Consider the following 12450-nt stretch of genomic DNA (forward strand, 5'->3'; position numbering starts at 1 on the left):
TCCCACGCCGCCATGAGCCACGCGCATGGGTAACTTCTTTGGCTCCATCTGGTGGATGCTGGTCAGCCTGGGCATCCTGGTGACCTTCCACGAGTTCGGCCATTTCTGGGTCGCCCGCCGCTGCGGGGTCAAGGTGCTGCGCTTCTCGGTGGGCTTCGGCAAGCCGCTGTGGTCGCGCTACGACCGCCACGGCACCGAGTTCGCGATCGCCGCGATCCCGCTCGGCGGCTACGTGAAGATGCTCGACGAGCGCGAGGGCGAGGTGGCCCCGGCCGAGCGATCGCAGGCCTTCAACAACAAGAGCGTGTGGCAGCGCATCGCCATCGTCGCCGCCGGCCCCATTGCCAACCTGATCCTGTGCGTGGCGCTGCTGTGGGCCATGTTCGTGATCGGCAAGCAGGACTACGCGCCCATCGTCGGCCGCGCCGAGGGCCTGGCCCAGCAGGCCGGGTTCCAGCCTGGCGAGCGCATCGTCCGCGTCGGCGACCGCGACGTCGCGACCTGGAGCGAGGCGGCCATGCAGCTGACCGTCGCCGCCATGGACCGCGAGGACGTGCCGGTGCAGACCGAGGACGCGCAGGACGGCGCCAGCCGCACCCATACCCTGCGCCTGTCGCAGCTGCCGGTCGGCTTCGACGAGCAGCAGGTGCCGGCCCTGGCCGGCCTGACCTGGCGCTTCACCCTGCAGCCGGCGGTCATCGCCAACGTCGCCGCCGGCTCGGCCGCAGACGGCGTGCTGCGCCCCGGCGACCGCGTGCTGGCGGTGGACGGCGCCCCGATCACCAGCGCCGACCAGGTTGCGCCACGAGTGCAGGCGCTGGGCCGCGACGGCGGCAACGGCCTGATCGAGGTCGAGCGCAACGGCGAGCGGCTGGCGCTGGAAGTCCATCTCAAGCCGACCGCCGGCCCCGGCGCGCCGAGCTGGAAGCTGGGCGTCGGCATCGGCGAGCAGCGCCGGCCGGCCTACGACGCCACCCTGCGCTACGGCCCGTTGGCGGCGATCCCGGTCGCCTTCCGCGAGACCGGCCGGCTGGCCAGCGACACCCTCGGCATCCTGCGCCGCATGCTGACCGGCGAGGCCTCGCTGAAGAACGTGTCCGGCCCGATCACCATCGCCAAGGTCGCCAACGTCTCGGCCAAGCAGGGCCCGGACTGGTTCCTGAATTTCCTGGCCCTGCTGTCGCTGAGCCTGGCGATCATGAACCTGCTGCCGATCCCGATCTTGGACGGCGGGCACTTGCTGTATTACCTTATCGAGTTGGTCAAGGGCAGCCCGCTGAGCGAGCGCGCCATGGCGGCAGGGCAGTTCGTGGGCCTGACGTTGCTGGCAGGACTGATGGGGTTGGCGTTCTACAACGACCTCTTCGGCCAGGCACTGCGATGACCCGCGCCGATCCACTCGACCCGCTGTCGTCTTGCGCCGGCGCCCATGCAACAACGATATCGACCTCTACCGGACGTGACATGACGAGATTTCCCACTCGCCGCCTGCTTGCCCTCGCCCTCGCCGCCAGCCTCAGCCTGCCGGCCATGGCCCAGGTAGCGGAGCCCTTCACCGCCAGCGACATCCGCGTCGACGGGCTGCAACGCATTTCGTCCGGCACCGTGTTCACCTACCTGCCGGTGGAACGCGGCGACAGCGTGGACGAGGCCAAGGTCGCCGAGGCGATCCGTGCGCTGTACCGCACCGGCTTCTTCGAGGACGTGCGCGTCGACCGCCAGGGCAACATCCTGGTGGTCACGGTCAAGGAGCGTCCGGCGATCAACAAGCTGACCGTCACCGGCAACAAGGACATCAAGAGCGAGGAACTGCTCAAGGGCCTGTCCGACATCGGCCTCAGCGAGGGCGGCACCTTCGACCGGCTGAGCCTGGACCGGGTGACCCAGGAACTGACCCGCCAGTACAACAACCGCGGCAAGTACAACGTCGAGATCACCCCGACGGTGAGCCCGCTGGACCGCAACCGCGTCGACGTGGCCATCGCGATCAAGGAAGGCAAGGCGGCCAAGATCCGCCACGTCAACCTGATCGGTACCGAGAAGTTCCTCAACCAGGACATCATGGAGAACTGGGAGTCGCGCGAGCACAACTGGCTGTCCTGGTACCGCCGCGACGACCAATACTCCAAGGAAAAGCTGTCCGGCGACCTGGAGAAGCTCAACTCCTGGTACCTGGACCGCGGCTACGTCGACTTCAGCGTCGACTCCACCCAGGTCGCGATCAGCCCCGACAAGCGCGACATGTACCTGACCGCCGGCATCACCGAAGGCGAGCAGTACAAGATCTCCGACATCAAGGTCACCGGCGACACCATCCTGCCGCAGGAAGAGATCGAGAAGCTGGTGATCCCCAAGCCGGGCGACACCTTCTCGCGCGCGCTGCTGGAATACAGCTCCGACGCGATCACCAACACCCTGAGCAACATCGGCTACGCCTTCGCCAAGGTCACCCCGATCCCGACCACCGACCGCGAGAAGCGCACGGTGGCGGTGAACCTGCAGGTGACCCCGGGTCCGCGCGTGTCGGTGCGGCGCATCGTGTTCCGCGGCAACACCCGCACCTCCGACGAAGTGCTGCGCCGCGAAATGCGCCAGTTCGAGGACACCTGGTACTCGCAGGCGGCGATCGACCGCTCCAAGATCCGCCTGCAGCGCCTGGGCTACTTCGAGTCGGTGGACGTGGAAACCCCGCCGGTGCCGGGCAGCAACGACAAGGTCGACGTGGTCTACAACGTCAAGGAGACCACCTCGGGCAGCTTCACCTTCGGCCTGGGCTACTCGCAGACCTACGGCGTCACCACCTCGGTGCAGCTGTCGCAGAACAACTTCCTCGGCGGCGGCAACCGCGTCTCGGTGGACGCCTCGCGCAGCAGCTACCAGGAGCGCTACGCGTTCTCCTACACCAATCCGTTCTTCACCGACGACGGCGTGTCGCTGGGCTACAACCTGTCGTGGCGCAAGCTGGACTACTCCGACTTCGGCACCGCGCAGTACAACAGCACCAACGGCGCGGCGCAGGTGATCTTCGGCGTGCCGATCACCGAGACCGACAGCGTCTCGCTGATGTTCGGCGTGGACAGCAACCAGATCACCACCTATCCCGGCTTCACCCCGCAGGCGATCATCAACTACATCGACGCGATGGGGACCAAGACCTTCCACGCCTGGCGCAGCGAACTGGGCTGGGCGCGCGACACCCGCGACCAGTACTTCATGCCGACCCGCGGCATGTACCAGCGCGTGGGCCTGGAAGCCACCCTGCCCGGCTCGACCGTGGAGTACTGGAAACTCAACTACCAGATCTCCAAGTACTGGCCGCTGTCGTCGTCGCTGGTGCTGAACACCCGTGCCGAATTCGGCTACGGCGACAGCTACGGCAGCGACGTGTCGCGCGATATCTGCGGCGTCACCACGACCGATGCGCAGGGCACGCCGACCTATACATCGCAGGCCTGCGACGGCACCAACCTGGTCCGCCGCGTCACCGCTTCGGGCCTGCCGTTCTACGAGAACTTCTACGCCGGTGGCACCAACTCGGTCCGCGGCTTCGAGGACAACACGCTCGGCCCGCGCTCGGAGGCCACCGCCTCGTACAGCCGCGGCCAGCCGCTGGGCGGCTCGTTCAAGACGGTCGGCTCCTTCGAAATGTACTTCCCGAAGCTGTTCGACAGCCCGTCGGCGCGCATTTCGGCGTTCGTCGATTTCGGCAACGTGTTCAACGGCGTGGACAACTTCAAGTCCAACGAACTGCGTGCGTCCACCGGCATCGCCTTGCTGTGGCGCGCGCCGGTCGGCCCGATCTCGATCAGCTATGCGATTCCGCTGAAGAAGGAAGACAACGATGAAATTGAACGCCTCCAATTCACGTTCGGCGGGCAATTCTGATCGAGGCGTGACACCGTCTTCACATCGCATCGCGGTTGTGCCAACGTAGTGCCGCCGTCAATCGTGGCGGCACTACAATCAGGACGCAATCAGATGAAGAAGACCAATCGCGGTTCCGTAGCCGGCTGGTGTTTCGCTTCTTTATTGACGCTTTCCACGTTCTCAGGCGTGGCGATGGCCGACTGTTACGATAATTACTCGGCTTGCCTGGCGCATCCGGACGGCATGAACTGCGACGCAAACTTGAGATACTGCCTTGCAAATACCAAGTCACCGGGACATGGACAGATCGTCCTCGGCGAGCAGCATCAGAGTAGTGTCGCCAAACACGATCTGGCCAAAGTAGCCGCAACCGATCCGAAATCCACCAGCCACCGCGGCAGCTGATTTCGGCAACGCGTTTCCCTGATGTATCCCCACGAGGCCCGGTCAACCCGGGCCTCGTCGTGACTAGCACACGAGCAGAGAATAGACTTCGTACCCGTGATGAATTCCTATACCGCTGACGAGATCGCCGAGCGTTTCGGCCTGCAGGTGCATGGCGACGGCAGCGTCGCGGTGCACGGCGTGGCCACGCTGGCGCAGGCCGGCCCGGGACAGCTCAGCTTCCTGGCCAATCCCCGCTATCGCGCACAACTGGCCGACAGCACCGCGGCGATCGTGGTGCTGCGTGCCGACGACGCCGAGGCCGCGCCGGGCACGGCGCTGATCGCGCGCGATCCGTATGTCGCCTTCGCCAAGATCGCCGCGCTGTTCGATGTGGCGCCGGCGCGTCCACCGGGCGTCCATCCCAGCGCCAGCATCGATCCCAGCGCACAGGTGGCGCCCACCGCGCACATCGGCGCCTTCGTCAGCATCGGCGCGCGCAGCGTGGTCGGCGATGGCTGCGTGATCGGCCCCGGCTGCGTGATCGGCGAGGACTGCCAGGTCGGCGCCGGCAGCGAACTGATCGCCCGCGTCACCCTGGTCACCCGGGTGCGCCTGGGCCAGCGCGTGCGCGTGCATCCCGGCGCGGTGCTCGGTGCCGACGGCTTTGGCCTGGCGATGGACACCGGCCGCTGGATCAAGGTGCCGCAACTCGGCGGGGTCAGCATCGGCGACGATTGCGAGATCGGCGCCAACACCTGCGTGGACCGCGGCGCGCTGGAAGACACCACCCTCGAAGAAGACGTGCGCCTGGACAACCTGGTGCAGGTCGCGCACAACGTGCACATCGGTGCGCACAGCGCCATCGCCGGCTGCACCGGCATTGCCGGCAGCGCCAAGATCGGCCGCTACGTGATGCTCGGCGGCGCGGTCGGCGTGGTCGGCCACCTGGAGATCTGCGACAAGGTCGTGGTCACCGGCAAGTCGGTCGTGCGCAACTCCATCCACGAGCCGGGCGAGTACTCGTCCGGCACCCCATTGACCGACAACCGCACGTGGCGCAAGAACGCCGCGCGCTTCAAGCAGCTCGATGCCCTGGCCCGTCGCATCCTGTCTGTCAGCAAGGAGAAGGAATGAGCCACGATCAGCCCCTGCCGGACATCGCCCAGATCCGCGCACTGCTCCCGCACCGCTACCCGTTCCTGCTGGTGGACAAGGTGGTCTCGCTGGATTTCGAGAACCGCCGGATCGTCGCGCACAAGAATGTGAGCATCAACGAGCCGTACTTCCAGGGCCATTTCCCGGGCCAGCCGATCATGCCGGGCGTGCTGATCATCGAGGCGCTGGCGCAGGCCGGCGGCATCCTGACCCAGCTGGCGATGGGCCGCGACGCGCAGTCCAAGCTGTTCTACATGGTCAAGGTCGACAACGCCCGCTTCAGCGCCCAGGTGGTGCCCGGCGACGTGCTGGAGCTGCACGTGGAGATCAAGCGGGTGATCCGCAACATGGCGGTGTACTACGGCGAAGCCAAGGTCGACGGCAAGGTCGTGGCCTGCGCCGAAGTGCTGTGCGCCGGCACCCGCGAATGACCCTGGCAGGAGATCTGCGATGAGCGCCAACGCCCCTCTGATCCACCCGTCCGCCGTCATCGACCCTGCGGCGACGCTGGCGGCCGACGTGCGCGTCGGCGCCTTCACCGTGATCGGCGCCGAGGTGGAGATCGGCGAAGGTTGCGAGATCGGCTCGCATTGCAGCATCGTCGGCCCGACCCGGCTCGGCCGCGACAACCGCCTGGTCGGCCACGTCGCGCTCGGCGGCGACCCGCAGGACAAGAAGTTCGCCGGCGAACGCACCGAACTGGTGATCGGCGACCGCAACGTGATCCGCGAGTTCGTCACCATCAGCCGCGGCACCGGCAGCGGCGGCGGCATCACCCGCGTCGGCAGCGACAACTGGTTCCTGGCCTACACCCACGTCGCCCACGACTGCATCGTCGGCAATCACTGCGTGTTCTCCAACAACACCACCCTGGCCGGGCACGTGGAAGTGGGCGACCACGTGATCATCAGCGGCTTCGCCGGCGCGCATCAGTTCTGCCGGATCGGCGATCACGCCTTCCTCGGCATGGGCGCGCTGATCAACGGCGACGTGCCCCCGTTCACCATGGTCGGCGGCAATTCGCTGGGGCGCCCGCGCGGCATCAACAGCGAAGGCCTGAAGCGCCGCGGCTTCGACCCCGAGCGCGTGGCCGCGATCAAGCGCGCCTACCGCGCGCTGTACGTGGCCGGCCTGCCGCTGGCCGAGGCCAAGCACCAGCTGGCGGTGCTGGCCGAAGGCAGCGAGGACGTGCGCGCGATGCTGGAATTCATCGAATCCAGCGAGCGGCCGTTGTTGCGATGAATGCCGGGATTCGGGATTCGGGATTCGGGATTGGTAACGGCGGCGCTGCCGGCGCCGATAGCCCCGCTTCCGCTGTTGCGAATCCCCACTCCCCACTCCCCAATCCCCGCGCAGCACCGCTGCGCATCGCCCTGGTCGCCGGCGAAGCCTCCGGCGACCTGCTGGGCGCGGGGCTGATCGAGGCGCTGCGCGCGCGCTACCCCGACGCCGAGTTCGCCGGGGTCGGGGGCGAGGCGATGCGCCAGGCCGGTTGCCAGACCTGGTTCGACGCCAGCGAGCTGGCGGTGATGGGCCTGCTGGAAGTGCTGCGGCACCTGCCGCGCCTGCTGAAGCTGCGCCGCGCGCTGCGCGAGCGGCTGCTGGCCTGGCGCCCGGACGTGTTCGTCGGCATCGACGCCCCCGATTTCAATCTCGGCGTGGAGCGCTGGCTGAAGCAGCGCGGGCTGCGCACCGTGCATTACGTCAGTCCGTCGGTGTGGGCCTGGCGCGAGCAGCGCGCGGCCAAGATCGGCGCCAGCGCCGACCGAGTGCTGTGCCTGTTCCCGATGGAGCCGCCGATCTACGCCAGGCACGGCGTGGACGCGCGCTTCGTCGGCCACCCCATGGCCGACGCGATCGCGCTGCACGAAGACCGTGGCGCGGCGCGCGCGGCTCTCGCTGTGCCCGCCGACGCACCGGTGCTGGCGGTCCTGCCGGGCAGCCGCCTGGGCGAGATCGGCAAGCTCGGCGACACCTTCTTCGCCGCCGCCGCACGGGTGCTGCAGCAGCTTCCGAACGCGCGCGTGCTGGTGCCGGCCGCCAATGCCGCATGCAAGGCACTGATCGCCGAGCAACTCGCGCGCTCGGCCTTGCCGCCGGCCGCCACCCAGGTGCTGGACGGCCAGGCGCGCGCCGCGCTGCTGGCCGCCGACGCGGTACTGCTGGCCTCCGGCACCGCGACCCTGGAAGCGATGCTGGTGAAGCGGCCGATGGTGGTCGGCTACAAGGTCGCCCCGCTCACCTACCGCATCGTCAAGGCGCTGGGATTGCTGAAGGTAGACCGCTACGCCCTGCCCAATATCCTCGCCGGCCATGACCTGGCGCCGGAGCTGATGCAGGACGCCTGCACCCCCGACGCGCTGGCCACCGCGCTGCTGCACTGGCTGCGCAATCCACAAGCGGTGGCGGCGCTGCAGCCCGAATACGAACGCCTGCATCTGCTGCTGCGCCAGGACGCCTCGGCGCGCGCGGCCGATGCGGTGCTCGAGTTGCTTGAGAGCCGGGAGTCGGGAGTGGGGATTCGGGATTCGAGAGAAGCAAAGGCATGAAGCGCCCAGACTCCCCATCGCCGCAGCAGGAGCTGCTCTGCGAATCCCCACTCCCCAATCCCCAATCCCGGCTCTACGCCGGCGTCGACGAAGCCGGCCGCGGACCTCTCGCGGGGCCGGTGGCGGTAGCGGCGGTGGTGTTCGATCCGGCGCGCACCCGCATCAACGGGCTGGACGATTCCAAACAGTTGACCGCGGCGCGGCGGGAGACGCTCTATGCGCGCATCGTCGAGCGTGCGCTGGCCTGGCAGGTGGTGCTGATCGAGGCCGAGGAGATCGACCGCCTGAACATCTACCAGGCGACCATGCTGGGCATGCGCCGCGCGGTCGAGGGCGTGGCGCACGTGGCCGGCTTCGCCCGCATCGACGGCAACCGGGTGCCCAAGGGTCTGCCCTGCGCCGCCGAGGCGCTGGTCGGCGGCGACGGCCTGGACCGCGCGATCATGGCCGCCTCGATCGTCGCCAAGGTCACCCGCGACCGGATCATGCAGCGCCTGCACGACGAACACCCGCACTACGGCTTCGACCTGCACAAGGGCTACGCCACCCCGGCGCACCTGGCGGCGCTGGCCGCGCACGGCCCCTGTGTCCACCACCGGCGCAGCTTCGCGCCGGTCCGGATGGCCCTGGCGGGCCGGGATTCGGCAGTAGAGATTCGGGATTCGATGGAATCGCTGCAGCTGGCGTAGGACGTTCAGCGGAATCCCGGGCAATCGCGCGCACTCAACGCCCAGTGAGACCGCAACGAATCCCCAATCCCCACTCCCGAATCCCCGCCTCCACCTGTCAAGCCTTGCCCGGCTCGCCCCCCGCCGCTACCCTGCCCGGGCATCGCTCTGGTTCCGCATGTCCACTTCCCGCTTCGCCCATCTGCACATCCACACCGAGTTCTCGCTGGCGGATTCGACCATCCGTGTGCCCGAGAAACCGGATCAGGCTGACCCGAAGAAAGCCAAGCAGGCCAACCTGCTCAGCCGCGCGGTGGAGCTGGACCTGCCCGCGCTGGCGGTCACCGACCTCAACAACCTGTTCGCGCTGGTCAAGTTCTACAAGGCCGCCGAAGGCGTGGGCATCAAGCCCATCGCCGGCGCCGACCTGCTGATCGCCGACGGCACCCAGGCGCCGTGGCGGCTGACCGTGCTGTGCCGCAACCGCGACGGCTACCTCAGCCTGTCGCGGCTGCTGACCCGGGCCTGGCTGGAAGGCCACCGCAACGAAGGCGGCGTGGCGCTGCGCCCGGAATGGCTGCAGACCGGCAGCGACAACCTGTTCGCTCTGGCCGGCCGCGAGAGCCTGGCCGGGCGCCTGGCCAGCGAAGGCCGCCACGACCTGGCCGAGCAGCAACTGGCCGACTGGCAGCGCATCTTCGGCGACGGCCTGCACCTGGAACTGACCCGCACCGGCCGCGACGGCGAGGAGGCGTTCAACCAGTTCGCCCTGCACGCCGCCGGTACCCGCGGCCTGCCGGTGGTCGCCAGCAACGACGTGCGCTTCCTGTACGCCAGCGACTTCGCCGCGCACGAGGCGCGCGTGTGCATCTCCTCCGGTCGCGTGCTCGACGATCCCAAGCGCCCGCGCGACTACAGCGACCAGCAGTACCTGAAGTCGGCCGAGGAAATGGCCGCGCTGTTCGCCGACATCCCCGACGCGATCGACAACACGCTGGCGCTGGCGCAACGCTGCAACATCGAGATGCAGCTGGGCACCTACTTCCTGCCCGCCTACCCGGTGCCCGACGACGAGACGCTGGACAGCTGGATCCGCAGCCAGTCGCGCGACGGCCTGGCCGCGCGCCTGGAAAAGAATCCGCTGGCGCCCGGCAAGACCCGCCAGGACTACGTGGACCGGCTCGAGTTCGAGCTGGACACCATCATCAAGATGGGCTTCCCCGGCTACTTCCTGATCGTGGCCGACTTCATCCAGTGGGGCAAGAACCAGGGCATTCCGATCGGCCCGGGTCGCGGCTCCGGTGCCGGCTCGCTGGTGGCGTGGGCGCTGCAGATCACCGACCTGGACCCGCTGCCGTACAACCTGCTGTTCGAGCGCTTCCTCAACCCGGAACGCGTGTCGATGCCCGACTTCGACATCGACTTCTGCATGGATCGCCGCGACGAGGTGATCGACTACGTGGCGCGCAAGTACGGCCGCGACCGGGTCAGCCAGATCATCACCTACGGCACCATGGCGGCCAAGGCAGTGGTGCGCGACTGCGGCCGCGTGCTCGGCTTCCCGTACGGCCTGGTCGACGGCGTCGCCAAGCTGATCCCCAACATCCTCGGCATCACGCTGAAGGATGCGATGGGCGAAGGCAAGGACAGCGAGATGGCCTCGCCGGAGCTGATCCAGCGCTACCAGGCCGAGGACGACGTCCGCGACCTGATGGACCTGGCGCGGCAGCTCGAGGACCTGACCCGCAACGCCGGCAAGCACGCCGGCGGCGTGGTGATCGCGCCGACGCCGCTGTCGGACTTCTGCCCGCTGTTCGCCGAACACGACGTCGACAACTTCGGCAAGAACCCGGTCACCCAGTTCGACAAGGACGACGTCGAGCAGGTCGGCCTGGTCAAGTTCGACTTCCTCGGCCTGCGCACCCTGACCATCATCGATTGGGCGGTGAAGGCGATCAACGTGCGCCACGCGCGCGCCGGCATCCCGCCTGTGGAGATCGCCGCGATCCCGCTCGACGACGCGCCGACCTACAAGGGCATCTTCGCCTCGGGCAACACCGGCGCGGTGTTCCAGTTCGAATCCTCGGGCATGCGCCGGCTGCTGAAGGACGCACGCCCCGACCGCTTCGAGGACCTGATCGCGCTGGTGTCGCTGTACCGCCCCGGCCCGATGGACCTGATCCCCGACTTCAACGCGCGCAAGCACGGGCAGCAGGAGATCGTCTATCCCGATCCGCGCACCGAAGCGATCCTGCAGGACACCTACGGCATCATGGTGTACCAGGAGCAGGTGATGCAGATGGCGCAGATCGTCGGCGGCTACTCGCTGGGCGGCGCCGACCTGCTGCGCCGCGCGATGGGCAAGAAGGTGCCGGCGGAAATGGCCAAGCACCGCGAGATCTTCCGCGAGGGCGCGGCCAAGGGCGGCGTCGGCGAGGCCAAGGCCGACGAAATCTTCGACCTGATGGAGAAGTTCGCCGGCTACGGCTTCAACAAGTCGCACGCCGCCGCCTATGCCCTGGTCAGCTACCAGACCGCGTGGCTGAAACGCCACTACCCGGCCGAGTTCATGGCGGCCACGCTGTCCTCGGACATGGACAACACCGACAAGGTGGTCGGCTTCCTCGACGAGGTGCGCAACCTCGGCCTGACCGTGCTGCCGCCGCGCATCAACGCCTCGGCCTACATGTTCGAGGCGGCCACCCCGGACACCATCCAGTACGGCCTGGGCGCGATCAAGGGCGTGGGCCGCGGCGCCTGCGAGGCAATCGTGGCCGAGCGCGAGCGCGGCGGCGAATACGCCTCGCTGCTGGATTTCTGCACCCGCGTCGAATCGGCAAAGCTCAACAAGCGCACGCTGGAAGCGATGATCAACGCCGGCGCGATGGACGGGCTGGGCAGCAACCGCGCCACGCTGATGCTGCAGTTGCCGGAGGTGATGAAGGCCACCGAGCAGATGGCGCGCGAGCGTGCCTCCGGGCAGAACTCGCTGTTCGGCGGTGCCGACACCAGCGCCCCGGCGCTGCGCCTGGACCTGCCCGAGAGCAAGGAATGGCCGCTGGGACAGTTGCTGGCCGGCGAGCGCGAGACGTTGGGCTTCTACCTCAGCGGCCATCCGTTCGACCCGTACCGCGACGAAATGCGCGAACTGGTCGGCTGCGACCTGAGCGCGCTGGAGAAGATCTGCGCACAGTCCGGCGGCGGCCGCAGTGGCGGCGGCGATGGCGAGAAGCGCGCCTGGCGTCCGGAGGTCAGCGCGATCCTCGCCGGCCAGGTGGTCGGCGTGCGTCGCAAGGGCGACAGCCAGGTGTTCGTGCAACTGGAGGACGGCCGCGGCCGCATCGAGTGCAGCGCGTTCTCCGACGCCATCGCCGAGTTCGGCCACCTGCTGACCCGCGACCGCATCCTCATCGTCAAGGGCGGCGTGCGCGAGGACGAATTCAACGGCGGCTACGCGATGCGCATCCGCCAGTGCTGGGACTACGAACAGATCTGCACGCACCACGCGCAGCGCCTGTCGCTGCGCCTGGACCTGCGCCAGCGCAGCGCCTGGCCGCGCATCGACGGCCTGCTGGCCCGCCACCGCCCTGGCAAGACGCCGTTGCGCCTGGACCTGCTGCTGCAATCGGCGCAAGGCGGCATCGCCGGCATGCTCGACCTCAATGGCAGCCATTCGGTGCGTGTGGACCCGCAACTGCTGGACGCCTTGCGCGGCGACCCGGCGGTGCGTGCGGTGAAGGTCAAGTACAGCCCGCCGTGGGCGAGCTGACCCTCGCTGCAAGCCGAATCTACCGTCTCTTTTTTCCCTACGTTCTGGATATCCG

General features: G+C 68.1%; 9 protein-coding genes. All 9 read left to right on the top strand.

The window, feature by feature from the left end:
• The first annotated feature begins 25 nt into the window (after window positions 1-25).
• On the top strand, window positions 26-1384 hold the full coding sequence (gene rseP, locus GGR66_RS00230; RefSeq protein ID WP_184446799.1) for an RIP metalloprotease RseP: 1359 nt from the start codon (window positions 26-28) through the stop codon (window positions 1382-1384).
• A gap of 80 nt (window positions 1385-1464) precedes the next feature.
• Window positions 1465-3885 carry an outer membrane protein assembly factor BamA gene (gene bamA / locus GGR66_RS00235; RefSeq protein ID WP_184446800.1) on the top strand — a complete coding sequence of 807 codons (2421 nt, stop codon included), beginning with the start codon at window positions 1465-1467 and terminating at the stop codon, window positions 3883-3885.
• Window positions 3886-3978: 93 nt separating this feature from the next.
• Window positions 3979-4272, top strand: a complete 294-nt coding sequence (locus GGR66_RS00240; protein WP_184446801.1) for a hypothetical protein — start codon at window positions 3979-3981, stop codon at window positions 4270-4272.
• A gap of 99 nt (window positions 4273-4371) precedes the next feature.
• Window positions 4372-5388, top strand: a complete 1017-nt coding sequence (gene lpxD / locus GGR66_RS00245) for a UDP-3-O-(3-hydroxymyristoyl)glucosamine N-acyltransferase (RefSeq protein WP_184446802.1) — start codon at window positions 4372-4374, stop codon at window positions 5386-5388.
• The gene (gene fabZ, locus GGR66_RS00250) at window positions 5385-5840 is read left to right on the top strand and encodes a 3-hydroxyacyl-ACP dehydratase FabZ (RefSeq protein ID WP_160970832.1); all 456 of its coding nucleotides are present in this window, start codon (window positions 5385-5387) and stop codon (window positions 5838-5840) included. The genes lpxD and fabZ overlap by 4 nt, the downstream gene beginning before the upstream one ends.
• Before the next feature lie 19 nt (window positions 5841-5859).
• Window positions 5860-6651 (top strand): acyl-ACP--UDP-N-acetylglucosamine O-acyltransferase, encoded by a 792-nt coding sequence (lpxA, locus tag GGR66_RS00255; RefSeq protein ID WP_160963990.1) that lies wholly within the window; start codon window positions 5860-5862, stop codon window positions 6649-6651.
• Window positions 6648-7958 (top strand): lipid-A-disaccharide synthase, encoded by a 1311-nt coding sequence (lpxB, locus tag GGR66_RS00260; protein ID WP_184446803.1) that lies wholly within the window; start codon window positions 6648-6650, stop codon window positions 7956-7958. Before lpxA ends, lpxB begins: the two co-directional genes overlap by 4 nt.
• Window positions 7955-8647 carry a ribonuclease HII gene (locus GGR66_RS00265; RefSeq protein WP_184446804.1) on the top strand — a complete coding sequence of 231 codons (693 nt, stop codon included), beginning with the start codon at window positions 7955-7957 and terminating at the stop codon, window positions 8645-8647. Before lpxB ends, GGR66_RS00265 begins: the two co-directional genes overlap by 4 nt.
• Window positions 8648-8804: 157 nt before the next feature.
• Window positions 8805-12395, top strand: a complete 3591-nt coding sequence (gene dnaE, locus GGR66_RS00270; RefSeq protein WP_160969942.1) for a DNA polymerase III subunit alpha — start codon at window positions 8805-8807, stop codon at window positions 12393-12395.
• Window positions 12396-12450 lie beyond the last annotated feature (55 nt).

The sequence above is a fragment of the Xanthomonas sp. 3498 genome (genome assembly GCF_014199795.1).
In the GTDB taxonomy this organism is placed as follows: Bacteria; Pseudomonadota; Gammaproteobacteria; order Xanthomonadales; family Xanthomonadaceae; genus Xanthomonas_A; species Xanthomonas_A rydalmerensis.